The sequence below is a fragment of the Bradyrhizobium sp. LA2.1 genome (assembly GCF_040547725.1).
Lineage (GTDB): Bacteria > Pseudomonadota > Alphaproteobacteria > Rhizobiales > Xanthobacteraceae > Bradyrhizobium > Bradyrhizobium barranii.
This window is the reverse complement of sequence record NZ_JBEPQI010000001.1, coordinates 226,301-251,118: the sequence shown is the minus strand read 5'-3', so window position 1 is coordinate 251,118 and position 24,818 is coordinate 226,301. Positions and strand designations below refer to the sequence as shown.

The window sequence follows — 24,818 nt, the reverse complement described above, 5'->3', positions numbered from 1 at the left end:
GCGGTGAGATTCAGTCGCGGCGATGGACGTCGTGGGTGACGATGCCGAGCTCGGGAGCCGGCGGGTCCAGGCGTCGCGGATCGGCCAGCGTGCGGCGGATATCGTCCAGTCCGCTCTGCCAGTGAGCGCGCATCGCGCTCAGCCCGAACTCGTAATCCCTCGAATGGCCCTCGTGGATCTTGGTCTGATAGATCAGGTGCACGATGTTGTAGCAGCGATGGCGCGCCATCTCCGCGATGGCGCGGATCTCGGGATCGTACCTGGCGGCGTCCGGCAATTTCGCGATCGTGCGCTGCAAGGCCTGACGCATCTTCTGCATCCGCAGCACCTGGTCGGTCACGGCGCGTGTGCGGCTCGAATACTGGATGTCCTTCTGCCGGCTCGATACTTCCATCATGTCGTGGGGAACGTGGCCCTTGGCCGACCAGAGATCGATCTGGAACGTCAGCGTGTCACACGGCTCGCCGGACAGCACGCGAGATAAAGGCGTGTTCGAAACCACGCCGCCATCCCAATAGTGCTCGCCTTCGATCTCGACGGCGGGGAAACCCGGCGGCAGCGCACCCGATGCCATGAAATGCTTCGGTCCCAGCCGGCGCTCGGCGGTGTCGAAATAGGTCAGGTTGCCGGTGCGGACGTTGACCGCGCCGACGCTGACGCGCACGTCGCCCGAGTTCAGCCGGTCGAAGTCGACGAGCTTTTCCAGCGTCCGGTGCAGGGGTGCCGTATCGTAAAAGCTGGTCGCGGAGTCGCCCGAGAACGGTGACCAGAGCGGGGAGGGGAAGCGTGGCTTGAAGAAGCCAGGCTGGCCCTGGATCAAGGCCCGCGCCGCCGCCATTGCGTTGCGTACCGAGTTGATGTCGAACGCAAAGGGCAGGGCGTTGGCGAGCCCTTCGCCGGCGGGCCACTCGATCGAAAACGCACAGATGGTTTCCCAGAACTCGCGCAACCGTGCAACGCGCTCGCCTTCGGGCGAGCCCGCGATGATCGCGGCGTTGAGCGCGCCGATCGAGATGCCGGCCAGCCAGTTCGGCCGGATGCCGGCCTCGTGCAGGCCTTCATAGACTCCGGCCTGATAGGCGCCGAGTGCGCCGCCGCCTTGCAGCACCAGGGCGACGACATCGTAGGGCAGCGAATTGCTCCGCTGCGGCACAGGATTGGTTTGCTCGCGCATCACGTTCAGCATTTTGAGGACTCCCGATGGTACGGATGATGTCGATCAGCCGGCATTCGCGTCGACCAGGGTTTCGGAGGATCCGCGCCGCCGCACGGTTTCGCTCGAGGCCAGATAGTCGTGGACCACGGTGCCGAGCCCCAGCGTCAGGTCGGCAACGATATGCTTGGCCGAGAGCACCTGGAGCACCGGCAGCTCGGCGACGGGGGCAAGGGCGTGCGAGTACAGGTCGAGCGCTGCCGGCCCAGTCCAGGCGCCCTTCACGGTGATGTCTTCGAGATGGAAGCGCACCAGCTCGCAGATGCGCGGCGTGCCGTCGACATGCGGAATGATCTTGAGCAGGAAATTCGGTGCGGTGAGCTTTTTTGCTTCGGCCCCGGCGTCGAGGGCCCGGTGCTTGTAACCCATCGTGCCGGTCGCGATGCGGACCGAGCCATAGTTCAAGGTGCCGACCAGCGTGTCGGTCTCGACCTCAAGCTTCGGCTGCGCCAGCTTCTTGGGAAAGCCCCAGAGCTCGCGCCCGCCCGCAATTGGCGGATGATCGTTGAGGAACATCTGGTGGACGAAGCTGCCGGCCTTGCCCTGATAGGACACCGGAACGACCTGCCCACTTTCGGTGTAGTCGCCGAATCCGGTCGAGTCCGGCATTCGGATGAACTCATAGTTCACCACAGGTTCGGCGATTTCGAGTGGTGCAGGAACAATCCGGCGCAGTGCCTCGGGATCTGTCCGGTACTGGATGATGAAGTATTCGCGATTGATGAAGCGATAGGGGCCGGGCGGGAAAGCCGGGCTGGTCAGCGGCATGGCGAACGCGCTCGCGCGCACGGTCTCGTTTTTCATCATGGTCGGCTCCAATTGGTATGGGGTGATCGGGCCGGACCACGCACGGTCGGCGCGGCCCGTTTCGCGTGAGGCAGCTAGACCTCGCCGACGTGCTCCGGATCGGCCGAGGCCAGCGCGGCCGCACGTTCCGCTCGGGGCGGATAGATCCAGACAGTATTGATCTGCTGCTTGGTCCGCTTCGCCTCGTCGCCGACGAGCTCGAGCTTCCGATCCCAGCCTCGCGTGAAGATCGCGCCGGCTTCTCCCAGATCGAGGCATGTGGCGTAGGCCTTCTGGTGATAAGGCCTGGTCGCGACACCCAAAAGTTCGGCAGCGGCATTGTTGCCGGCAAACGCGCCCATTCGCGTGGCATGCTGGCACGACATCAGCGCGTGGTTGCCGACGTCATCACACGCTGCTTTGGCGGCATCGCCGGTGGCAAAGACGCCGGCGACACCAGGCACGCGCAAGTCGCGGTCGACAAGGAGCCGGCCCAGATTGTCGCGCTCGGCCGGGATCTGCGCGGTCAGAGGAGCGGCGCGCATGCCGGCGGCCCAGATCACGGTCTCGGCTTCGATGTGTTCGCCGCTGGAAAGCGTGACGCCAGACTTGTCGAGCGACGCGACGCCGGTGCCGAGGCGGGTCTCCACGCCAAGCTTGCGCAGCGCATCCTCAATGACGGGGCGGGAATCTGCGCCCATATCGTGAGCGATCGTACTGTTGCGATCGACGATGACGACGCGTGCCTTGGCGTTCTTGCCGAGGACCGCACGCAGCCGCGCCGGCATCTCCGTCGCCGTCTCGATACCGGTGAACCCGCCGCCGGCCACGACGACCGTATCGCGTCCGTTCCTTGCAGGCCGATCGGCCAGATCATGGAGATGCCGCTCCAGCGCAATCGCATCGTCGAGCTTGTCGACGCTGAAAGCGTGCTCGGCAATGCCGGGGATGTTCGGTCGGAAAAGCCGGCTGCCGGTGGCAACGACCAGCCGATCGTAGGAGAGAGTCTGCTTCGTGCCTTCGGCCGTGACGAGCTCGATCGCACGAGACTTGGTATCGATGGTCCCGGCGCTGCCTTGCACGTAGACGACGTCGATGGCCTTCAATACGTCTTGCAGAGGTGCCGTCAGGGTTTCCGGCTTGCTTTCGTAGAGGCGGGGCCGGACCACGAGCGTCGGCTCCGGTGCAACAAGCGCGATCTCGAGTTGTTCGGGCGAAGCGCCCTGAATGTCCCGCAGGCGCGCGGCGGAAAGTGCAGCGTACATGCCGGCAAAGCCGGCGCCGATAATGACGAGTCGCATTTGATGATCTCCTGTGGATTGAGCTTTCCGGGCATGGGCGCGTCACCGCCGCCGCCACTCTCGTGGCGGATCGTCGAGACCGATGACGCGAAGACGTGAAGTGAGATCGCGAATTCTCAGGGAGAGGGGCAGCCTGGCATCGAAGCCATCGGCGGCGGCCAGCGGTGACGAAAGAAAATTGGCTCGATGGCGTACGGACGCCAGTCGGCGTACGGAAGCTGGCCGCCATCCCTATCGAAGATGGACATCACCGGACTTGCGTTGCGTATGGACTGCGCTGGTATTTCCACTTCCTCGCCGGTTGCCGAGGTGAAGCGAACGGCCATTGAAAGTCCGTACATGATGGCGCTTGCGGCCATCCTTCGTCGCGGCACGAGTTTGACCGGACTAACCAAGTTCTTCCAGGTCATTGTTCGTCTCCGTCTATTGGATCGAGGGCACCCTGATCATTTAGCGGAGCGGACCTGCAGTTGCGCCAGAGCGATTGCTCTGCCTGCAGAGTGATTGCTGCTTAGCGCATGCGACGTCGCCAATCGCTCGGCGTTTCTCCCGTCAATCGCCTGAACGCGGCGGCAAAGGCGGTTTGAGAGGCATAGCCAAGCTCTGCCGCCACCGTGGCGATCGGGATGTCGGTGTCGCGCAGTGTGTTCATGGCGTGCTCGAGCCGGTGCTGGCGCAGCCAGCTATGCGGCGAAAGACCGGTGCTTTCCTTGAAAGCACGACAGAAGTGGAAGCGAGACAGGCCGGCGTCCGAAGCGAGCGCCGCAAGAGAGACGTCGGAATCGCTGTCCGAACGCAAGCGTTCGATCGCGCGTCTCAGAGCTTGGGGAGCCAGCCCGCCTATGATCGGCTCGATGGCGGTCGGCTCGCCGATGTGCGCGGCCAGGATGCGCGTGGCGATGATATCGGTCAGTCGCTGCCTGAAGAGTGCATCCAGAACCGCGTTGCCCTCCAACACATCCGCCCCGCTCATCAGCAGTCCGGATGTGACAGGGTCGAGATGCCCGGTTCGCTCCAGAAGATCACCGGGAATGGGCGCGTCGGCTTCGCGGGCGACGCGTTCGAGCGTTGCGTGCGGAAGATACAGCTGGACGACATCGACAGGACCGGGAATATCCCATCTGGCGCTCGACCCAGCCGGAATGATCGTCACGACTCCGGAACGGGCCGTTCCAATCGCAACCGATTTTCCGGCCCGTCGCTCCAGGCGCTGAACGCCTGTGGGGTACGTCATGATGACGTGGTCGGTCATGGGCTCGACGACGTCGTGCAGAGCGCCGTGCTTCCAATGCGCGATGCCGCCATTGGAGGGGTCCGAGGCCATCTGGAGCGGCGCGGTCTTCAGGATGCGCGCCATCTCCACGTCGGCACGCCGCCGCTCGACGTTCGGCGAGTCGCTGTGGCGCGCACCGGGTGCGGCAAGCAGAGCTCCCAAAGGATCGTGCAGGATTGGCTTGTCCATGGAGCTAGTCTCGCGTTCGGATGGCACTTCGGGACCCGCGGAGCGATTGCTGCTAACGCACGCGTCGTCGCCAATCGCTCGGCGTTTCGCCGTTCAATCGCTTGAACGCCGCGGCGAAGGCCGTTTGCGAGGCATAACCAAGCTCTGCCGCAACCAGGGCGATCGATGCGTCGGTATCGCGAAGCAGGTTCATGGCTTGCTCGAGCCGGTATTGGCGCAGCCAGGCGTGAGGCGAGAGCCCGGTGCTTTCCTTGAATGCGCGGCAGAAGTGGAAACGCGACAGGCCGGCATCGGAGGCGAGGGCATCGAGGGAGACGTCGGTATCGCTGTCCGAGCGCAAGCGTTCGATGGCACGGGCCAGGACCTTGGGCGAAAGCCCACCGATGGTCGGCTGGAATGGGGCTTGCGAGCCGGTATGGGCAACCAGGAGACGCATCGCCAGGAGGTCGATCAACTGATGCCTGAACAGCGTGTCCAGGGCCCCATTGCTCTCCAGCGTGTTGACCGCGCTCAGGATCAATCGGGACGTAATGGGATCAGGATGCGCCGTTCGCTCCAGGAGTTCGCTCGATGTGCCGCTCGCGGCTTCGTCGGCGACGCGTTTCAGCGTTGCGTGGGGGAGATAGAGCTGAACGACGTCGACGGGCTTCGGAATATCCCATCGGGAGCTCGATCCTTCGGGAATGATGATCACAGCCCCGCGACGAAACGTTCCAATCGCAACCGACCGTCCTGAGCGCCGCTCCATGTGCTGCACCGCGCCGTTGTAGGCCATGATGACGTGGTGGCTCATGGGCTCGACGACGTCGTGCAACGGTTCGTGTTTCCAGTGGGCGATCCCGGCACCGGAGGAGTCCAATGCCACGCGAAATGGTTCGGTGTGGAGCACACGCGCCATCTCGGCATCAGCGGCACGCCGCCCGGTCGACGACGACTGGCCTTGGCTTGGCTCGGATGCGGCCGGAGGATTTTCACGCGCAGAATTGTGCGAGATCGGTTTGCTCATTGGACGTGCTCGTCTCAGGGGCCTTGCACTCGCGGCTGAGCGCGATTTGCGCGCCCGGCGTGAAGCCATCGCTTCTTTTGCGCCCGTACGGGTGCCGCAGCGCGCCGCGAGCGCTCGGTGTGGTTTTCTAGGCACGTGGGACTACGGGGTCTTTCCTGAAACCGCGGTGCTTGTCCTGATTCTGCTCAAAGCACTCGGACGCGAGATCTTGTGATCGGCGATTCTCGGACGACTGCGGAGAATCAAGCTCATGATTTACGCATTAGATATTGAAATCGCTTCTGAAAATGGCTTTGCCACAATCGACAGCGGCGGCCCGTCGCAATCGCAAATCACGCCGCGACGCGACTGGACCGCCGTACTCCGAAGCGGATAATGCTACCGACCTCCAGGGCGACGGCAGTCAGATGGGTTGCCTGGTCAGAATTCCACGGATGGGTCGATCGAATGGCACTGGCTGGCACCTTCGGACAGAGGGTCAAGCGGCAGTTGAGCCTGGCGGATGCACCTCCTTCGCTGATCACGCGGTCGCGGCGAGGCGTCGACGTTGCGGTCACCGAAACCCTGAACAGTGAGCCGGTAGAGGGTCTTTCCGGCTCGCTTGCCGACGACGCCTATCTCGTCAGCCTGAAGCTGCAGGATTATCCTGACTGCGAGCTCTGGGAGCACGGCAAGTGCTTTACGAAGACGGATGTCAGAGCCGGTACGACCTATCTGTACGATCTCCGGCACGATCCGCGCTTCGTCATCGACAAGCCGTTCCATTCCGTCCATTTCTATCTTCCCCGTCTGACGCTCGACGGAATCGCGCGAGAAGCCCGCACGCCGCCCATTGGCGACCTCGCGTGCCGGTATGGTTTCGGCCATGACGACGAGATCATGCGCCATGTCGGTGCCCTGATGTTGGAAGGACTGCGTCGTCCGGCGGAGGCCAACCAGCTCTTCATCGACCACATGATGCTCGCGTTCACGGCCCACATTGCCCAGACCTATGGCGGATGGGAGCGCGTCGCGGATGCGGCCCGGGGCGGTCTTTCCCCATGGCAGGTGAGGCGAGCCTGCGAAAGGCTCGACTCGGATCTTGGCGGGACGCTTTCACTGCAACAGATCGCGGCCGAGTTTGGTCTCTCGGTTAGCCATTTTTCCCGCGCGTTTCGAATCTCGACCGGCCTTCCGCCTCACCAGTGGCTGCTCCGCCAGCGTGTAAAGGCGGCAAAGCAGTTGATGACCCTGCGCGACCTGCCGCTGTCCGAGATTGCGATCTCGGTCGGGTTCGCCAATCAAAGCCACTTCACGAAGGTGTTCTCGGCGCAGGTGGGCGTCAGCCCGGCGGCATGGCGCCGCGAAGCGCTTGGCATCAGGGACAGCGAGACGTGATCGTCCGATCAGCGGCGCTGAGCCAGTGAATTGGCATAGGCGGCGCGGCGCGCCGCGAAGATCTCATCCGGCGGATAACCGATGCCCTCCGCAAGATTCGCCGGATCGAAGCCGGAAGTATCGCACGTCTCGTCCGCTTCGATCGCGGTGATCACGATCGTTCCGAGCCGTACGGCTTCCCGGCTGTCCTCATCCGGCCACCGGATCGTAACGTCCTGCGTCGGGTCGTCGGGACGGCCGAGCAGCGCCATCAGGCTGAACCGGATATCGCGCGTCGCGATCCTTCCCTTGAGATCGTCGTGCAGGACGTCGGCGGACGTCGTCCTGCCCTTGCCCTCGATCATCGCAAGTTCGCCACCGACCGGGACGACCTTGAATTTGATGAACTGCGTCTCGCCCTTCGAACTCGTTGCAGGGAAGGCATGGACGGCCCAGTAGGTCGTACCGGCAAAGCTCGGGGGAGGCGGATGCGTGGCGATGTAGTTCGCCTGATGCAGCGTTTCGGGATTGGCGGTGGAGAAGGCCTTGATCTTCTCCAGGTCCGGCCTGCCGTCGCGACCAGGCATGCGCGAGGTGAGGAATGCCAGCATTTGATCGAGCGTCCTCGCATAATGAACCGGAGCGCTCTGTGTGAGGATGTCGGAGCGGTGCTCGTCGTTGCCGAGCCTGAAGCTGAAGCCGCGCAGCGCGAGATCCTTGGTCTCGGATCCGCGGGGGCCGCCGTCCACCGAGAAGCGCGCCAGCACGCGCGATGGTGTCGTGAAGCTCCGCGACTTCGTGACCTCGTCGGCCCGATCCGAAGGGATGTAGGTCCCCCGGACGCAGCGGCCCTTGGCAAAGCTCGCGCGTGCCTTGGGTGGATTGCCCAGAACGGCCTTCTGAGCCTCGACAATGGAGGCGGGTGTGGCGGTGCCGCTCGGGGACAGGGACATGGCTTGGTCTTGGATTTGCTACCCTCAACCGTTAGCGGCGTGGATGCTTCCCCGCTCCAGAGCGATTGCTGTGCTTGCAGCGCGATTGCTGTCTTCTTGCGCGGTCACCAGGGCACTGAACGCGGCGTCGGCAGGTCGTTGGCGATGGAATATCTCAGCAAAATGAATGGCTTGAATTGAAATCTTCCCACGGCCCATGATGGATCGAGGCGGGCGCTCAAAGGCTGCGTGTGCACGGACAGCAAAGTCCATTGAAAGCGCGGCCGGTCGTTGTTCGGAGTGATCCGTCATCCGCTGAAGCGTGGGCAACCTCGGAGGGGTCAGTGCCAACCGTCCTGCACCAACGAGACGTGCCTCGGACTGCAATCCGAGCCTGAGCCCGCGCCGACGATTGACAGTTAATTATTACATGTCTAAAAATATGCAAATTCATATAATTCGTGAGATGCCTGAATGGACACGCATCCGCTCAAGCTCAAGGTCAGATCGTATGCCGCGGAGACGCCGTTCATACGGAGCCTTGTGTTTGGCGTGGAGGACGGCGTCGCGCCGCGATGGCAGGCGGGTGCACATATCCGCGTGGCGCTCCCGAATGGAGGCGACCGGCCGTACTCGCTGATGGCGTTGCCGGATCTCCCCGAGGGTACGCTGGCGCTCGGGGTGCTGCGCGAGGAGGCTTCGACCGGCGGCTCGCAGTTCATGCACGCGCTGAAGATCGGCGATGTCGTAAAGGCAACGGCGCCGGTCAACAATTTTCACCTGCATGAGGGAGCAGCGCCCGCGCTGCTGTTCGCCGGCGGCATCGGCGTCACGCCGATCCTGTCGATGGCGGCGAATCTCGCGGCCCGAGGAAGCTCGTATCGCTTGCACTATGCGGGCCGCACGCAAGGCCTGCTCGCGTTCCTGCCGCACCTGCAGGAGATATGCGCCAAGGGCCTGTCCATCCACTACGACAGCGACGAGTCCCGCCTGGACATTGCAGCGACACTCGGCGATGCCGACGCAAACGCCCACATCTACGTCTGCGGCCCGGCCGGCATGATTGAAGCGGTGAAGGCGGCTGCGCGCGGCAGCGGCATTCCGGCCGACCGCATCCACTACGAGCTCTTCAAGGCCGAGCACTCGTCCTCGCCCGACTTGCCGTTCGAGGTCGAGCTCAAATCGACCGGGCGGGTCGTCAGCGTCGCGGCCGGTCAGACCATCATCCAGGCGCTGGAGGCCGCGGGTCTCGACGTGCTCTACGACTGCCAGCGCGGCGATTGCGGCATCTGCCAGTGCGGCGTGATCGAAGGGGTGCCCGACCATCGCGACGTCATCCTCAGCGACGACGAAAGGGCGTCCAACAAGGTCATGCAGATCTGCGTGTCACGCGCGAAGTCGGAACGTCTGGTGCTGGATCTCTAGGGGAGGCGAGGGACGTCATGGCGAAATACGGACAGAATGCCGATGCGATCGCGGCGCTGGTGCGCGAGGCCGAGGTGCATCGCGACGTCTATGTCGATCCCGAGATCTTCGAGCTCGAGATGGAGCACCTGTTTCCGAACAGCTGGATCTATGTCGGGCATGCAAGCCAGTTGGGAAAGCCCGGCGATTTCATCACCGCCAATATCGGCCGTCAGCCGGTGCTGGCGAGCCGCCACACCGACGGCTCCATCCACGTCTTTTACAACCGCTGTCCGCACAAGGGCGTGAAGATCGCCTCCGAGCCCTGCGGCAACACCGGAAAGTTCTTCCGCTGCCCCTATCACGCCTGGTCGTTCAAGACCGACGGCTCGCTGCTCGCGATCCCTCTGAAAAAGGGCTACGAGGGCACCGGCTTTGGCGACACGCAAGCGAATGAGGGACTGTCGAAGGTCAGGAATGTCGTGATCTATCGCGATTTCATCTTCGCCCGCCTGAGCGACGACGGCGTGTCTTTCGAGGATTATTTCGGCGAGAGCCTTTCGACCATCGACAACATGGTCGACCGCTCGCCGGAGGGGAAGCTCGCTGTCCAGGCGACGCCGATCCGTTACATGCACACCTGCAATTGGAAGATGCTGGTCGAGAACCAGACCGACACCTGCCATCCGATGGTGGCGCATGAGAGCTCGGCCGGCACCGCGGTCAAGGTCTGGAAGCGCGAGCAGGGCGATTCCACGGAGACGCCGATGGCGGTGCAGCTCTACGGTCCCTTCATGAGCCCGTACGAGTTTTACGAACAGAGCGGCATCAGGATCTGGCCGAACGGCCATGGCCATACCGGCGTCGCCAACTCCATCCATTCCAACTATTCGGATATCGAAGGCTATCTCGGCCAGATGGTCGCAGCCTATGGCGAGGAGCGGGCGCACGAGATCCTCGGCGAAGTCAGGCACAACACGGTGTATTTCCCGAACATCATGGTCAAGGGCGCCGTGCAGATCCTGCGCAATTTCATCCCGATCGCGGTCGACAGGACGCTGGTCGAGAGCTGGGTCTATCGTCTGGTCGGCGCGCCGGACAAGCTCTACGAGCGGGCGCTGATGTACAACCGCTTCATCAACGCGCCGACCTCGATCGTCGGGCACGACGATCTCGAAATGTACGAGCGGGCGCAGGAAGGATTGAAGTCGAACGGCAATCAATGGGTCAATCTGCGGCGCCTCTACGAGAACCATGAAGAGCAGGACGTCACGGCCGTGATCAACGGCACGTCCGAGCGACAGATGCGAAACCAGTTCCACGCCTGGTCGAAATTCATGACCATGGACATGGACAAGCGTGCCGAGGCCGCGGAATGATCGACGAGAAGGCCATCACGGACTTTATCTATCTGGAAGCCGAGCTGCTCGACACGATGCAATGGCAGGCCTGGCTCGATCTGTTTCACGCCGAAGGGCGCTACTGGATGCCGCTCGAATGGCAGCAGCAGGACCCGGTGCTCCAGCCCTCGTTGATGTACGAGGATCTGCTGCTCCTGAAGGTCCGCGTCGAGCGGCTCTCCGGCGAGCGGACCTTCAGCCAGAAGCCGAAGAGCCGTTGCCATCATCTTCTCCAGGCGCCACGGATCGTGGCGTGCGACCCGGCTGCGGGCGTCTACAAGGCGCGGACGTCCTATATCTACACCGAGACCCGTGGCGATCTGCTGGAGCGCTATTCGGGATGGGCGTCGCACGAATTCGTAGAGGTCGGCGATGCCATGAAGATCAAGCTCAAGCGGGTCGATCTCGTCAATTTCGACGCGCCGTTCGGCAACATCCAGCTTTTCATGTGAGTACGCCTTGACCGCTGCGACCACAGTCTACGCCCGCTTTCGCGAGACCGCCCTTCGCCGGGAGGAGGCGGGCTTCCTCAACGTGCTGCCGGAGACCGCCGATATCTATGGCATCGCGGCAGGCGAGATTTCCTACCGCGCCATGCTCGACCGGGTCGAGCGCTGGCGCTCGGCTTTTGCAAGCCGGGGCTATGGCGAAGGCCACAGGGTCGGGCTGCTGCTCCAGAACAGGCCGGCGTTCGTCGAGCTGTGGTTCGCGCTGAACGGGCTCGGCGTGTCCGCCGTACCGATCAATCCCGATTTGCGGATCAGCGAGCTCGAATACATCATTGCGCATTCCGAGATGAATGCGGCGTTCGTCCTCGCCGAGCGGCGCGACGAGGTCGAGACCGCGGCGCGCCAGGCCGGCCGGCCGATCCCGGTCGTGACTGATCAGGACGACGTTCCCGTACCCTTCGGAAGTGCGCGGCCTTCGACCGCCGGAAGCAACGCGAGCGAATGCGCGCTGCTTTATACGTCTGGAACCACGGGACAGCCCAAGGGCTGCGTGCTCACCAACACATATTTCCTGCATTCCGGAAACTGGTATCGCGATGTCGGCGGGCTGATCGATCTCAAGCCCGACTGTGAGCGCATGATCACGCCGCTGCCGCTGTTTCACATGAACGCGATGGCGGTGTCGCTGATGGCGATGTTGTCCGTCGGCGGCAGCCTCACCATGCTCGATCGCTTCCATCCGCGCACCTGGTGGGCGTCCGTTCGCGACAGCCGCGCGACCTGTCTGCATTATCTCGGCGTGATGCCCTCGATGCTGATGAGCGCGCCGCAATCGGAGCGGGACCGCGCCCACACCGTGCGCTTCGGCTTCGGCGCCGGCGTCGACAAGCTCCTGCATGCGCCGTTCGAGGAGCGCTTCGGCTTTCCGCTGCTGGAGGCCTGGGCGATGACCGAGACGGGAAGTGGTGGCGTCATCGCCGTCAATGTCGAGCCGCGCAAGATCGGCACCAGCTGTTTCGGACGTCCGGCCCCCGAGGTCGACGTTCGTATCGTCGACGACAGCGGCGACGACGCGCCGGTCGGGACGCCGGGCGAGCTCCTGGTGCGGCGCGCAGGTGCGGACCCGCGTTACGGTTTCTTCCGCGAGTACCTGAAGAACGAGGCCGCCACCGCCGAGGCGTGGGCCGGCGGGTGGCTGCACACCGGCGATATCGTGTCGCGCGATGCGGACGGCGACCTCCATTTCGTCGACCGCAAGAAGAACGTGATCCGCCGTTCCGGCGAGAACATTGCCGCAGTCGAGGTCGAGTCCGTCCTCAACCGCCATCCCGCAATCAGGCAGGCCGCGGTTGCCGCGACGCCCGATCAGGTGCGCGGCGACGAGGTTGCGGCGGTCATCATCGCCGAGGCGGCCGGTGCCGACCGCGCGCGCGCCGAGGAGATCGTGCGCTGGAGCCTGGAGCAGATGGCCTATTACAAGGCGCCGGGCTGGATCTGTTTCGTCGACAGCCTGCCGTTGACCGCGACCGAGAAGATCCAGCGCGGCGGCCTGAAGGATTTCGTCGCCAGGCTGATGTCTGACGGTGCGTTCTTCGACCTTCGCGACCTCAAGCGGCGGCAGGTTTGATCATGAGCGAGATCCGCACCACACTCATCACCGGCGGCAATTCGGGGATCGGCGAGGCGCTGGCGAAAAGGCTCGTCGAGAGCGGGCAGCGCGTGATCTCGGTCGGGCTGGAGAAGCCGGACTGGACGCATGATCTGCTCGCGGCCTATCGCGCTGATCTCTCCGATATCGAGGAGACTCGCGCGATCGCGCAGGAGATCTGCCGCGATCACGCCGTTGATCGCCTCGTGCACAATGCCGGCGTGATCCTGCCGAACCTGCTGCCCGATGCTAAGCCGGAAGACATTTTGATGCTGGCGCAGCTGCATCTGGGCGCGCCGATGCTGCTGACCCAGGCGGCGCTGGAGGGGATGCGTGCGCGCCGCTTCGGCCGCATCGTGTTCGTCAGCTCGCGGGCCGCGATGGGCGCGGCGACGCGGTCGGCCTATTCCGCGACCAAGGCCGGCGTGCACGGCATGGCGCGGACCTGGGCGCTCGAGCTTGCCGCGAGCGGCATCACCGTGAACGTCGTGGCGCCAGGGCCGATCCTGACCGACAATTTCTGGGGCATCATTCCCAAGGGCTCCGAGCAGCAGGAGCGGATGGCGCGCAACGTGCCGGTGGGGCGGCTCGGCTCGCGCGAGGATGTCGCGCACGCCATCAGTTTCTTCCTCGACGAACGCTCGGACTTCGTCACCGGCCAGGTGCTCTATGTCTGCGGCGGCACCAGCCTGGTCGGCCTTGGTCCGTAGAGCATGATCCGGACCCGGAGGGCCGCGTTAGCGCAAAGTGTGAAGCGGCTTTCCGAAAAGATCGTGCTCCAATAAACAAGATCAGATCTGGTTCTGGCGGATATTCTCGACCATCTTGGCCAGCACGCGCGCGCAGACCTCGATGTCGTCGGGCTCGATGCCTTCGATCAGCTTGTCGTAGTTGCTCGCCATGATTGGCCAGATCTTGCGCAGCAGCGCCTCGCCGTCCGCCGTCAGACCCACGACGCGGCGGCGCTGGTCTTCCTCCGCGATCTCGCGCTTGACGAGGCCCGATGACACCATGGACTCGACCATGCGGCTCGCCGTCGACTGCTCGGTCACCGCGAGAACGGCGACCTCGTTGACGGTGAGGGTCTTGTAGATGAACAGGACCGACAGCGTCCGGAACACGACATTGTTGATGCCGTGGTCGCTCAGGTCGCGGTTCTGATCGAGATTCCAGCGATTGGCGAGCCGGTTGAACAGATACGGGATGTAGGTTTGCAGCTGGTCCCGCGTCCTCGGCGGACCCGACTTCCATCTGCTCTTGGATTCTCTGGCCATTATCTCTTGCGACTTTGCTTCTTGCTCTCGGTATGAAGTTTTGAAGAAAGGGATTTCAGTACGGACAGCGCACCGTCCAGCTCCCGGGCCGAAACATTCTCGAGCCGTTTGCCGAGATGCTTCTTGTGGACGTCGGCTGCCTTCCTGAACAGCGCTTCGCCCTTCGGCGTCAGGCGCACGATGAAGGACCGCCGGTCCTCGCTCGACATTTCCCTGCTGATGAGGTCGTCGGCGAGAAGACGCTGCACCAGCCCCGAGACGTTGCCGCCGGTGACTTTCAGATTTTGCGACAGCTGCCCGAGCGCGAGGCCATCCCGGTAGCGATCGAGCTGGGCCAGCACGTCGAATTTTGCGAGCGACAGGCCGAACTCGGAGTTCAGCATCGAATTCAGCGACGCGAACAGCTCGCCATGCAGCGATAGCAATTGGAGCCAGAGCCGGGTTTCGATCTGCCCAGGGACGGGAACAATGTTCTCTTTGAGTGCTGCCGGCATTGCATGACCATCGAGTACAAGATGTCTCGTCGATTGGAGGGATTATCGCGGGTCTTTCGCTCCGATTAACAATTTGAGAATCGTAGTCAAGTCGCCTGATCCTGACGTCTTGGGGGTCGAACGGCAATCCACTCCGGCGTTCCCCTCCGATGGAATCATGCAAAAGTCTTGATGGTCTGGATCACGCCGTCGAGCTCCTTGCCAGCGCTGTCCTTCAGCGCGGCCTCGCGCAGGCGGCGCGCCCAATCGGCGGCATCCTCGCGCCGTTCGACCAGCTTGATTGCCGCCAGCGTCCTGTCGAATTTCGACAGCCCGCGGCTGTGGGTATCGGAATAGCCCTTCACGAGGCGTCGGCATTGCAGGATCTCGACACCGAGCTGGTAGTTGGTGGCGACCGCGTCGGTCGCGGCCTTGAGCCATCCGTCCCGATGCGCGGTCTCGATAGCGTGGCGTAGCGAGCGGCGTCGCAGGCCGCGTAGTCCGGCCACGACATAGAGCGTCAGGAACCAGGGCAGCGAGTAGGTCCGCACCCGGCGTCCCCGGTTGACGCGGCGATCGAGCCAGCCGAGCAGGCGCGGCCGCGCGCCGAGCCAGCGGCTGAAGCCCGCGGGCAGCACGCCCATGACCTCCTCCATGCGCGGATGCATGAACTCGGTGGTCTGGAGCACCTGGCCCTCGGACATCTCGAGCTCGCTCTCGATGCGCGCGCGGCGACCGGCGCGCGTCTTCAGGTCGGCTACGCGGATGACGTCGTCATAGGTCATGGCGTTGGCGAGGTACTTTGCCGCGGTTTCCGTGAAGGCATAGGCGCGCGCACCACCGCCGGCGTTTCGGTCGGCGGTGTGCAACGTCTTGAGAATGTCGAGATACTCGGCGCCATAGGCGACGTCCTGGAAGTCGACGACCTTCCTCAAGCCAGCGCGGGCCATGGTAAGCGCAGGCTCGGGCAGCTCCTGCTTCAGTCTTGCGATGAGCCCGGCAAGCTCTGGATCGGGCGTTGCGGGAGAGGGGACGTGATCGGCCTGCTTTGATGGCGCTGGCGCTGCGACCTCGGGTGAGCCGGTCTTGACCCGGTCAAACGCGGCTTCAAACGTCTCCACGCTAGCCTTGGCGCCTTTCCCACCTGCGCGGATCACGTCGAGATAGCTGTCGCGGCTGAACGGCAGCACAGCGGCTGCCGCGAGCGCACCGAACATCGCGGCCGAGATGACGCTGCCATGCGCGATCGCCAGCGCGTTCAGATCGAAGATGATCTCGGACTTGGCGGCTACCCCGATGGCGCCGGTGACGGCGCCGCCGTCGGCGATGCCGTTGCCCGGTGCGATCTTCTCGCCGATCGCAAATGAGCGGTGGTTGGATGCGATCAGCGTGGTGCGATCCGGCGTCACGAGGCCGCGCAGGATCGACCGGCCGGCCTCCATGAATTCCGCCGCCATCACCACGTCGACGTCGCCGGGCGTCGGCATCAACGACAGGATCGGCTTGCGGCCGTCGAGCGGCGGCATCGCCTCGATATAGTAGATCGTGGCGCCGGTGCGCTGCGCGACGCCGGGCACCGAGGTCGATTGCGCGACCCAGCCATGGTTCTCGGCGAGCTGAACGATCCAGTCGGTCAGCACGCCGCCACCCTGGCCACCCATCGCGACGATCGCGATGGAGATCGGCCGCTCGGTTGCCTCGCCGGCGGCGGGGAGGGCCAGCCGGACCGTCTCGTCTCTCATGCCAATGCCTCGAGCGCCGGACGCCGGCGATCACGCCGCCGTTGCAACCAGCCGATCACGGCCATCGCGACCTTGGATTTGAACCTGTCCCAGCCGGTCGGATTGTGAATGACGTCCGCGCGATAGAACGAGGGGCAGAGCACGGCGGCCTCGGAGACCTCGCCGCAATTGCCGCAGCCGACGCAGGAATTGTCGATCGCCGCAACCGGATCGTCGCGCAAGGGATCGTCCAGCTGCTTCACCGAAAGCGACGGGCAGCCCGAGAGCCGGATGCAGGCATGGTCGCCGGTGCACACGTCCTCATCGACGCCGAAGCGCTCCTTGACGGTGCGCACTCCGTCCTTGATGGCCTTGTTGATCTGCGGCTTCACGCGGCGCTGCTTGTTGAGCATGCATTCGGAGGAGGCGACGATGACCTTGGGGCCTTCCTCCTTGGTCGTCAGCGCTTCCTTCAGCGTGTCGCGCATCTTGCCGACATCATAGGTGCGGTCGAGCTGGCGCACCCACTGGCCGCCGATGCCCTTCACGGCCTTGACGATCGAATTATTGGTGTCGCGCCGCTTGTTGGTCGCGCGCGACGACAGGATGTCCTGACCGCCGGTCGCCGAGGTGTAGAAGTTGTCGACGATGACAAACACGCCGTCGTGCTTGTTGAACACGGCATTGCCGATGCCGCTGGTCAGTCCGTTGTGCCAGAAGCCGCCGTCGCCCATCACCGCGATCGAGCGTTTGTCGGCCTTGACGTTGAAGGCCGAGGTCGAGGCCGGACCAAGGCCGAAGCCCATGGTGGTCGCGCCGATATTGAAGGGCGGCAGGATCGAGAACAGATGGCAGCCGATGTCGGCCGAGACATGATGCTGGCCGAGCTCTTCCTCGACGAGCTTCATGGCGGCGAAGATCGGCCGCTCCGGGCACCCGGTGCAGAGCCCGGGAGGGCGCGCCGGCACAACCTGCTTCAGCTTCTCGACCGCGGGGTGATTGAGCACGGGAACGGCGTCCGGCGCCGGCGGCCGGTTGCCGAGCAGCCGCGGCTCGGTCTTCTCCAGGAAGTCCCTGACGCCGCCGAGCAGGACCTGCGCGGTGTAGTCGCCGCCCATCGGCAGCACGTCCTTGCCATGGATGCGCGCCTGGATGTCCCTGCGGCGCAGCACGGTGTTGATCGCCTGCTCCAGATATTCCGGCTGGCCTTCCTCGACGATCAGGACGGCGTCCTTGTCGACGCAGAACTCCGCGACCTCGGTGTCGATCACGGGGTAGGTGACGTTCATGATGTAGAGCGGAACCTGTGTGTTGCCGTAGGCATCCGACAGCCCGAGATATTGCAGCGCGCGGATCACGTTGTTGTACATGCCGCCCTGCATGATGATGCCGACCTTGCCCTGCTTCGGCCCCATCCATTCATTCAGCTTGTTGTCCCGGATGAAGCCGATCGCCGCGGGCATCCGCGTCTTGATCTTCTCCTGCTCATGCTCATAGGCTGCCGGCGGCAGCACGATGCGGTTGACGTCGCGCCTGGGGTTGTTGAGCGCATCCTTGATGGTGTGCGCCGGCTTGACGTTGTCCTTGCAGGCGAAGGTGCCGTGCATGTGACAGGCGCGGACGCGAACCTCGAGCATCACCGGCGTGTTCGAGAATTCCGAGAGCTCAAAACCCTTCTCGATCAGATTGACGATGCATTCATGGTCGGGGCGCGGGTCCAGCAGCCAGATCTGCGATTTCATCGCGAAGGCGTGGGTCCGTTCCTGCATGATGGAGGAGCCTTCGCCATAGTCCTCGCCGACGATGATCATGGTGCCGCCGGTGACGCCGCCCGAGGCGAGGTTGGCGAGCGCGTCGGAGGCGACGTTGGTGCCGACCGTCGACTTCCACGCAACCGCGCCGCGCAGGGGATACATCACCGAGGCCGACAGCATTGCGGCTGCGGCCGCTTCGTTGGCGGAGCTCTGGAACACGACGCCGAGATCGTCGAGCACGTCCTTGGCGTCGGCGAGCACGTCCATCAGGTGCGAGATCGGCGAGCCCTGGTAGCCGCCGACATAGGCGACGCCGGACTGCAGCAGCGCCTTGGTGATGGCGAGGATGCCTTCGCCGCGGAACGTATCGCCATCGCCGAGCCGGAGATCCTCGACTTCGCGAGCAAAAGACCGTTCAGCCATTGCACCCTCCAGAAATATGCGATAGCATACGTTTACATGTGAAGTAAGTCAACGCCGCGCCATGCTATCACGCTTGCGGACCTCTGCTCCGGCAAGGCGATCATGAGCCAGCGACAGGGTAGGGCCAATGCTGAAGCTGCCTCGCTTTAGAGCCGCCGCCGTCCAGGCTTCACCTGTCTATCTCAACCCGGGCGCGACAGCCGACAAAGCAGCTTCACTGGTCCGTGAAGCCGCAGCCAATGGCGCGAAGCTAGTCGCGTTCCCCGAAGTGTTCGTTCCCGGCTATCCCTACTGGAACTGGATCACCGACCCCGGCACGGGCAGCGCATGGTTCGAGAAGCTCGCCAAGGCATCGGTGCTGGTGCCGGGTCCGGAGGTCGATGTCGTCAGGAAGGCCGCGCGCGATACCGGATGCTACGTCGTGCTCGGCGTGAACGAGCGCAGCCCGGTGTCGCTGGGCGCGATCTACAATACCCTGGTTTTCATCGGGCCGGACGGCGCGGTGCTTGGCAAGCACCGCAAGCTGGTGCCGACCTGGGCGGAGAAGCTGACCTGGACCGGCGGTGACGGATCGAGCCTGCGCGTCTATGATACCGAGATCGGGCGTCTCGGCGGCCTCGCCTGCGGCGAGAACACCAACACGCTCGCGCGCTTTGCGCTGTTGGGACAGGGTGAGCTCGTGCATGTCGCCAGCTACATCTCGCTTCCGGTCGCGCCCCCCGACTACGACATGGCGGAGGCGATCAAGTTGCGCGCGATCGCACATTCCTTTGAGGGCAAGATTTTTACGATCGTCTCCTGCTCGACCGTGTCGGAGGAGATCATCACGGCGATGGAAACGGTCGTTCCCGACGCGCGTGCGCGCCTGCAGCGCAAGTCGAGCGCGTTCTCCGGAATCATCGGACCTGACGGCCGCGTGGTCGGCGATCCCCTGATCGACGACGAAGGCATCGTCTACGCCGACATCGATCTCGACCGCTGCATCCAGCCGAAGCAGATGCACGACATCGTCGGGCACTACAACCGGTTCGATATTTTCGATTTGCGAGTCAACCGCCGCCCTCTGGCGCCGCTCGGCCTGACGGAAGCCGAGCGTAGCGCGGGGGACGAGCAGGCGGGCTTCTCGTCGATTCCCGGCAAATCGGAGTGACGGTTCGGGACGCGATGCAACGCCGTGAGACAGGACTTCGTCAAACAGGACTTCGTGGGACAGGACTTGGAGGATAGGATGCGCGAGAACGTCGTCGGCCGGGCCAATGTCGAAGATACCCCCGAGCTCAAGGCCTACTACAAGGACCTCGAAAAGTACGAAGCCGGCGCCTTGTGGACGGTCGCCAACAAGATCGAGCCGTGGGCGCCGCAATCGGCCTCCGTTCCCGTGCTCTGGCGTTACAATGATCTGCGCGAGCACGTGCTGCGCTCGGTCGAGCTGGTCTCGCCGGAGAAGGCGGGGCGGCGGGTCATCTATCTCAACAATCCCGGCCGCCGCGATGTGTCGGCAGCGGTCGGCTGGCTCTATTCGGGATTGCAGGTGATGCATCCCGGCGAGGTCGCAACCGCGCACGCGCACTCGGCTTCAGCCCTCCGCTTCATCATGGAGGGTTCGGGCGCCTACACCATCGTCGACGGTCACAAGATGACGCTGGGGGCGCGGGATTTCGTGCTCACGCCGAACGGCACCTGGCACGAGCATGGCGTCGAAGCCAACGGCTCGGTCTGCATCTGGCAGGACGGCCTGGACATCCCGCTCGTCAACGCCCTGGAGGCGAACTTTTTCGCGGTCCATCCCAAGGTGCAGCAGGAGGACTCCGGCTATCCCGTGGACGACATGACCAAGACCTGGGGCAATCCCGGGCTTCGGCCGGCGGATTCGAAATGGTCGAAGGGCTATTCTCCCATGTTCAAATACGAGTGGGAGCCGACTTACGAGTCCTTGCGCAAATATGCCGCCGCGACCGACGGTTCGCCCTATGACGGCATTCTCATGAACTACGTCAATCCGGTCACCGGCGGGCACGTGATGCAGACGATCGGCGCGAGCATGCAGTTGCTGCGGCCGGGCGAGAAGACGAAGTCGCATCGGCACACCGGCAGCTTCATTTACCAGGTCGCCAAGGGGCGCGGCTATTCGATCATCGCCGGCCAGCGGTTCGAGTGGCAGGAGCGCGACATCTTCTGCGTTCCCTCCTGGGCCTGGCATGAGCACGGCAATGCCTCGGGCAGCGAAGACGCCTGCCTGTTCTGCTTCAACGATCTGCCCGTCATCGAGAGCCTCGGCTTCTACCGGGAAGAGGCCTATGGCGACAACGCCGGCCATCAGCCAGTCGCGGCCTGACGTCCCGGCACAGAATTCAACCGAAAGAGCCGGATAAAGCTTCATGCGCCTTGTTACCTACACCTTGGGCTCCAGTGGTGCCCGCCTCGGGGTCCTCGTTGACGGATTGGTCGTGGACGTCGAGCACCTCGGTGCGTCGCATGGCTTTGCATGGCCGAGCGACATGTTGTCGTTCATCGACAACAGCGTGACATTGCTGCCGGCGCTCAGGGAATGCCTGGACAATGGCAATGGACGCTTGCCGGCCGGCGCCGCCGTTCCGGTCGAGGATGTGAAGCTGCAAGCCCCGATCCCGCGTCCGCGAAAGAACATTTTTGGCATCGGCCTGAACTACCGCGCGCATGTGGCGGAGTCCGCCAAGAGCCTGGATACCGACAAGGACCTGCCGAAGCAGCCGGTCGTCTTCTCCAAGCCGCCGACGTCGGTGATCGGCCCCGGCGGCGCGATCCAGCACAATGCGAAGATGACGCAGCAGCTCGACTGGGAAGTCGAGCTCGCCGTCATCATCGGCAAGACCGCAACCCGCATCGCGACCGACAAGGCGATGGACCACGTCTTCGGCTATTCGGTGATGATCGACATTTCCGCACGCGACAATCGCCGCGCCGGCCAGTGGATCTTCTCCAAGGGCATGGACACCTACGCGCCGTTCGGCCCCTGCATCGTGACCGCGGACGAAATTCCCGACCCGCATGACCTGCGGCTGTGGCTGACCAAGAACGGGGTCATGAAGCAGGACTCCAACACCAAATACATGATCTTCGACATTCCGATCCTGATATCGGATATTTCATCGGGCATGACGCTGGAGCCGGGCGACATCATCGCTACGGGAACGCCGGAAGGCGTCGGAGCCGGCAGGACTCCCCAGGAATGGCTGTGGCCGGGTGACGTGGTGGAAGCGGGGGTCGACGGGGTCGGTGTCATCAGGCATCCGGTCGTTGCGATCTGATGACGTCGTTCTCGTTCGATCGCGAGCTGAGGTTCGGAGACTGCGATCCCTCGGGGATCGCGTACTTCCCGTCCTACCTGAACATCCTCAACGGGGTCGTCGAAGACTTCTGGGCGAGAATTGGATTTCCATGGCCGGAGCTGATCACGGTCCGGAAAATCGGGACGCCCACGGTGCATCTGTCCTGCGACTTTTCCCGGCCGTCGATGTTCGGCGATCTCTTGACGTTCGGATTGCGCATTAGCCGGGTCGGCGGATCGTCGCTCCATTTGGAGCATGTCGTCTCCGGCGCGAACGGCATGCGCTGGCGCGCGCGCCAGATCCTGGCCGCGACGTCGCTGGTGGATCACCATGCGATCCCGTGGCCCGATGACATTCGCGCCGCGCTGATGGCACATGTGAGCGTGGGCGAGGGCGCCGAGGCAACGCCCGCATGATCTCGCTGTTCATGACATTCTCTGATCCGGCAGGCGAACGGCGCATTCATCCCGACAAGGTCGTCGCCGTAGCGAAGCTGGTCGGATCGATCCCAGATATGACCGAGGGCTTGCTGTTCACGCCGCTCGAGGAGTCCGTCGATCATCCCTACAAGGCCGATGGCTCTGGCCCGGTGTTTGCGCTTCAACTGCGGTTTCCGGACCTGCTCGCCTGCGAGGCGGCAATGGACCGCGGTGGCATCCTTGCCGGTCTCGCGACGGGGGCCGGACTGGCGAGCCTCACCGGCTTGGACGTCACGCACCAGGTGATGCTGACGCGCGCGTTTCCCGTCGACGTCGCCGAACATCCGGCAGGCACGACCACTCCGTGCAGCTACCTCGTGCACTATCCCGGCCCGGCCGAGGACATGAACGCCTGGAACCTGCATTATCTGGAGCATCATCCATCGATCATGCGAACCTTCCCTGACGTTCGCCAGATCGAGATCTACACCCGGATCGATTGGGTCGACCGGCTGCCGTCGCGGCGGGTCGAGCACATGCAGCGCAACAAGCTGGTGTTCGACAGCCCGCAAGCCCTCGCGCACGCGCTCGGCTCCGACGTGATCCAGCGCATGCGCGCAGACTTCGTCCAGTTCCCGCCATTCGCAGGCGGCAACAAGCATTTTCCGATGCTGACGCGGGTGGTGCGGCCGAAGCGCTAGAGCCGAGAGCGTGAAAACGACGGCGTGAGCCGTGAATTGAGATGGATCGCCAGATGTCCGCTTTGGCCGTCAGATCACGCCGGACTCGCTATGCCGGTAGCCTTTGTAAACACCCCAAGATTGCGACGAAATTACCCAGCAATCTTAACGCCTGCTCGTGTGAATTCTGCTATCATCGCAACGTGGGGCGACTCTGATGCGGGGATTGTCATGCCTCCAGGGAGGGACCGACCATGACTACGATAGCGAAACCATTTGCTCTCGTCGCCCTGGTTGCGACCATGAGTGTCGGAGCACTTGCGCTCAGTATCGCCTCTGCCTCAGCGCAATCGCCTGCAGCATACAAGAACTACTGCATCACCAGGATCAAGTGTAACAACGGCTTTTTATGGAAGTGCAACCGTTGTGACGGCCGCTATTCATGGCGGCAGGGGTGCCGTCCCACCTTTAAGGCGTGCTGACACTGACGTAGTTCGTAGGATGGGCAGAGCGAAGCGAAACCCATCAAACCTGATCCTCGCAACGGCATCGAGCTAAAGAATGACACGGGCGCTGCATCGGCGTGCCGGGGGCGATGGGTTTCGCAAGAGCTCTACCCATCCTACATCTTGGCGCAAGCGACGCCGGTTTCGGCACGGCCTCTATTCGACACGATGGGGCGCGATTCCGAGTCTTGCCATCGCCTCCCGCTCAGCGCCACGCGAGCCCTTAGGATTGCAGCCGACACCAACAGAGGCATAGCGACCGTGGTCACCGAGCGGGTTTGCCGGCATCGACGGTTGACGTCCGCTTTGGGGCAGATGCTGACAACAGCCGCGGCCCGCCTTGTCGGCGATGAGCCCATTTGCAGATTTTCGGCGTCGTGGGCGAAGGCGATCCCTGCGAACTATGGGGACGGCAAATCGAGGCCGTTGGGTAGCCTGATCCAAAGAACGGTTTGCTCGTCTGGGGAATGACGAGACAGATGGCCCTTTCCGTGTGTGTCCTCCACCAACACGAACTCGCCCGCAGAGACGTGCCGCACCTCGCCGTCGCTCGTCTCGTATTCGACCGCGCCAGTCAGTCTCACAGTCAATACCCGCGCGGGAACGGTGTGCCAATCGACCTGTCGCATACCGGCAGGAATTTGAGTAACCTCCATGCTTGACGCGGGATAGCGCTGGGACACCTGAAACGGCTTGGCACCGGGAGCGACGGTCAGCTTTGCCGTCATGGGGATTTCCACCTCACCGAAGTGAGATTCACCGTCCGGGGTTGCGTATATCCGAAGACACTTCATCGGCTGTCACCTTTTGGCTCGCCAGCAAGAACAAGACCACCCTACCATGACCGCGGCGAGGGTGATCACGGCTCTGATGGGATGGTCCGCTACGGGCGACGGCCTGCTTCGGGCCAAAAGCCGCCATCCCCGCCAAATGCGGTTTGTCCTTATCGGGCCCCCGGGCGGCGTCCGGGACCGTATCGCGTCGTATCAGCGCCGACATCCTGATGCTAGATTTCACAACGGTGGGGAGCACCTGCTTCCTGCTTCAGACCGAACGGGAGGACGATATGCCTGATAGCGTCTACAAGGTCATTGAACTGATCGGTACCAGCAGTGACTCATGGGAGAAGGCGGCCGCCAATGCGGTCGGGCAAGCTGCAAAAACTCTCCGGGATCTTCGCATTGCAGAGGTCGTCAAGCTCGATATGCAACTGGATGAGAAGGGAAACGTCGAGTCCTATCGCGCCAAGCTCAACGTCTCGTTCAAGTTCGAGGGGTCCTGAGCCTCGGCACCTCGCCCCGCT

At 63.5% G+C, this 24,818-nt stretch carries 24 protein-coding genes; 12 read left to right on the top strand and 12 right to left on the bottom strand.

Features of this window, described 5'->3' with window-relative positions; translation table 11 throughout:
- Positions 1–10: 10 nt before the first annotated feature.
- The 6 genes from ABIB95_RS01070 to ABIB95_RS01045 all read right to left on the bottom strand — a co-directional run bounded on the left by ABIB95_RS01070 (position 11) and on the right by ABIB95_RS01045 (position 5,768).
- On the bottom strand, positions 11–1,186 hold the full coding sequence (locus ABIB95_RS01070) for a DUF3734 domain-containing protein (RefSeq protein WP_354237604.1): 1,176 nt from the start codon (positions 1,184–1,186) through the stop codon (positions 11–13).
- A gap of 33 nt (positions 1,187–1,219) precedes the next feature.
- Positions 1,220–2,017: an acetoacetate decarboxylase gene (locus tag ABIB95_RS01065; RefSeq protein WP_354237844.1), complete on the bottom strand. Its 798-nt coding sequence runs from the start codon at positions 2,015–2,017 to the stop codon at positions 1,220–1,222.
- Positions 2,018–2,094: 77 nt separating this feature from the next.
- Complete coding sequence (locus ABIB95_RS01060; RefSeq protein ID WP_354237603.1) at positions 2,095–3,300, bottom strand: NAD(P)/FAD-dependent oxidoreductase; 1,206 nt, start codon at positions 3,298–3,300, stop codon at positions 2,095–2,097.
- Positions 3,301–3,416: 116 nt separating this feature from the next.
- Complete coding sequence (locus ABIB95_RS01055; protein ID WP_354237602.1) at positions 3,417–3,710, bottom strand: hypothetical protein; 294 nt, start codon at positions 3,708–3,710, stop codon at positions 3,417–3,419.
- A 101-nt stretch (positions 3,711–3,811) separates the two neighbouring features.
- A complete protein-coding gene (locus ABIB95_RS01050; protein WP_354237601.1) occupies positions 3,812–4,762 on the bottom strand; it encodes a helix-turn-helix transcriptional regulator in 951 nt (316 codons plus the stop codon).
- Positions 4,763–4,814: 52 nt separating this feature from the next.
- A complete protein-coding gene (locus tag ABIB95_RS01045; RefSeq protein WP_354237600.1) occupies positions 4,815–5,768 on the bottom strand; it encodes a helix-turn-helix domain-containing protein in 954 nt (317 codons plus the stop codon).
- Positions 5,769–6,215: 447 nt separating this feature from the next.
- Here ABIB95_RS01045 and ABIB95_RS01040 point away from each other — a divergent pair, with 447 nt between their 5' ends.
- Entirely contained in the window at positions 6,216–7,145 is a 930-nt protein-coding gene (locus tag ABIB95_RS01040) for a helix-turn-helix domain-containing protein (RefSeq protein ID WP_354237599.1), read from the top strand.
- Between the two features lie 8 nt (positions 7,146–7,153).
- Here ABIB95_RS01040 and ABIB95_RS01035 read toward each other — a convergent pair whose 3' ends face one another.
- Positions 7,154–8,077, bottom strand: coding sequence for a catalase (locus ABIB95_RS01035; RefSeq protein ID WP_354237598.1), 924 nt, complete (start codon positions 8,075–8,077; stop codon positions 7,154–7,156).
- Positions 8,078–8,530: 453 nt separating this feature from the next.
- On the opposite strand from ABIB95_RS01035, the gene ABIB95_RS01030 reads away from it, so the two are divergent.
- Genes ABIB95_RS01030 through ABIB95_RS01010 form a run of 5 tightly spaced genes read left to right on the top strand, consistent with a single transcriptional unit; the run spans position 8,531 to position 13,667 of the window.
- The gene (locus tag ABIB95_RS01030; protein ID WP_354237597.1) at positions 8,531–9,481 is read left to right on the top strand and encodes a PDR/VanB family oxidoreductase; all 951 of its coding nucleotides are present in this window, start codon (positions 8,531–8,533) and stop codon (positions 9,479–9,481) included.
- A 17-nt stretch (positions 9,482–9,498) separates the two neighbouring features.
- Positions 9,499–10,839, top strand: a complete 1,341-nt coding sequence (locus tag ABIB95_RS01025; RefSeq protein WP_354237596.1) for an aromatic ring-hydroxylating dioxygenase subunit alpha — start codon at positions 9,499–9,501, stop codon at positions 10,837–10,839.
- The gene (locus ABIB95_RS01020; protein ID WP_354237595.1) at positions 10,836–11,312 is read left to right on the top strand and encodes an aromatic-ring-hydroxylating dioxygenase subunit beta; all 477 of its coding nucleotides are present in this window, start codon (positions 10,836–10,838) and stop codon (positions 11,310–11,312) included. The genes ABIB95_RS01025 and ABIB95_RS01020 overlap by 4 nt, the downstream gene beginning before the upstream one ends.
- 7 nt (positions 11,313–11,319) lie before the next feature.
- Positions 11,320–12,936 (top strand): ATP-dependent acyl-CoA ligase, encoded by a 1,617-nt coding sequence (locus tag ABIB95_RS01015; RefSeq protein ID WP_354237594.1) that lies wholly within the window; start codon positions 11,320–11,322, stop codon positions 12,934–12,936.
- Positions 12,937–12,938: 2 nt separating this feature from the next.
- The gene (locus ABIB95_RS01010; RefSeq protein WP_085401717.1) at positions 12,939–13,667 is read left to right on the top strand and encodes an SDR family NAD(P)-dependent oxidoreductase; all 729 of its coding nucleotides are present in this window, start codon (positions 12,939–12,941) and stop codon (positions 13,665–13,667) included.
- 81 nt (positions 13,668–13,748) lie between these two features.
- On the opposite strand, the gene ABIB95_RS01005 is transcribed toward ABIB95_RS01010, so the two are convergent.
- From ABIB95_RS01005 to ABIB95_RS00990, 4 genes are all read right to left on the bottom strand, one after another.
- Positions 13,749–14,231: a MarR family winged helix-turn-helix transcriptional regulator gene (locus ABIB95_RS01005; protein ID WP_028153094.1), complete on the bottom strand. Its 483-nt coding sequence runs from the start codon at positions 14,229–14,231 to the stop codon at positions 13,749–13,751.
- Positions 14,231–14,725, bottom strand: coding sequence for a MarR family winged helix-turn-helix transcriptional regulator (locus ABIB95_RS01000; protein WP_085401716.1), 495 nt, complete (start codon positions 14,723–14,725; stop codon positions 14,231–14,233). Before ABIB95_RS01000 ends, ABIB95_RS01005 begins: the two co-directional genes overlap by 1 nt.
- Before the next feature lie 155 nt (positions 14,726–14,880).
- Complete coding sequence (locus tag ABIB95_RS00995; protein ID WP_354237593.1) at positions 14,881–16,446, bottom strand: indolepyruvate oxidoreductase subunit beta family protein; 1,566 nt, start codon at positions 16,444–16,446, stop codon at positions 14,881–14,883.
- On the bottom strand, positions 16,443–18,602 hold the full coding sequence (locus ABIB95_RS00990; RefSeq protein ID WP_354237592.1) for a thiamine pyrophosphate-dependent enzyme: 2,160 nt from the start codon (positions 18,600–18,602) through the stop codon (positions 16,443–16,445). The genes ABIB95_RS00995 and ABIB95_RS00990 overlap by 4 nt, the downstream gene beginning before the upstream one ends.
- 127 nt (positions 18,603–18,729) lie before the next feature.
- On the opposite strand from ABIB95_RS00990, the gene ABIB95_RS00985 reads away from it, so the two are divergent.
- The 5 genes from ABIB95_RS00985 to ABIB95_RS00965 all read left to right on the top strand — a co-directional run bounded on the left by ABIB95_RS00985 (position 18,730) and on the right by ABIB95_RS00965 (position 23,030).
- Positions 18,730–19,752 (top strand): carbon-nitrogen hydrolase family protein, encoded by a 1,023-nt coding sequence (locus ABIB95_RS00985; protein WP_354237591.1) that lies wholly within the window; start codon positions 18,730–18,732, stop codon positions 19,750–19,752.
- Between the two features lie 78 nt (positions 19,753–19,830).
- Positions 19,831–20,937 carry a cupin domain-containing protein gene (locus tag ABIB95_RS00980; RefSeq protein WP_354237590.1) on the top strand — a complete coding sequence of 369 codons (1,107 nt, stop codon included), beginning with the start codon at positions 19,831–19,833 and terminating at the stop codon, positions 20,935–20,937.
- A 43-nt stretch (positions 20,938–20,980) separates the two neighbouring features.
- A complete protein-coding gene (locus ABIB95_RS00975; protein WP_354237589.1) occupies positions 20,981–21,889 on the top strand; it encodes a fumarylacetoacetate hydrolase family protein in 909 nt (302 codons plus the stop codon).
- Positions 21,889–22,326: an acyl-CoA thioesterase gene (locus ABIB95_RS00970; protein ID WP_354237588.1), complete on the top strand. Its 438-nt coding sequence runs from the start codon at positions 21,889–21,891 to the stop codon at positions 22,324–22,326. The genes ABIB95_RS00975 and ABIB95_RS00970 overlap by 1 nt, the downstream gene beginning before the upstream one ends.
- On the top strand, positions 22,323–23,030 hold the full coding sequence (locus ABIB95_RS00965) for a hypothetical protein (protein WP_354237587.1): 708 nt from the start codon (positions 22,323–22,325) through the stop codon (positions 23,028–23,030). Before ABIB95_RS00970 ends, ABIB95_RS00965 begins: the two co-directional genes overlap by 4 nt.
- 886 nt (positions 23,031–23,916) lie before the next feature.
- Here ABIB95_RS00965 and ABIB95_RS00960 read toward each other — a convergent pair.
- Positions 23,917–24,309 (bottom strand): cupin domain-containing protein, encoded by a 393-nt coding sequence (locus ABIB95_RS00960; protein ID WP_063984238.1) that lies wholly within the window; start codon positions 24,307–24,309, stop codon positions 23,917–23,919.
- 272 nt (positions 24,310–24,581) lie between these two features.
- Between ABIB95_RS00960 and ABIB95_RS00955 the strand changes: the two genes are divergently transcribed.
- Positions 24,582–24,797 carry a dodecin family protein gene (locus tag ABIB95_RS00955; protein ID WP_063986511.1) on the top strand — a complete coding sequence of 72 codons (216 nt, stop codon included), beginning with the start codon at positions 24,582–24,584 and terminating at the stop codon, positions 24,795–24,797.
- The last annotated feature ends 21 nt before the right edge of the window (positions 24,798–24,818 follow it).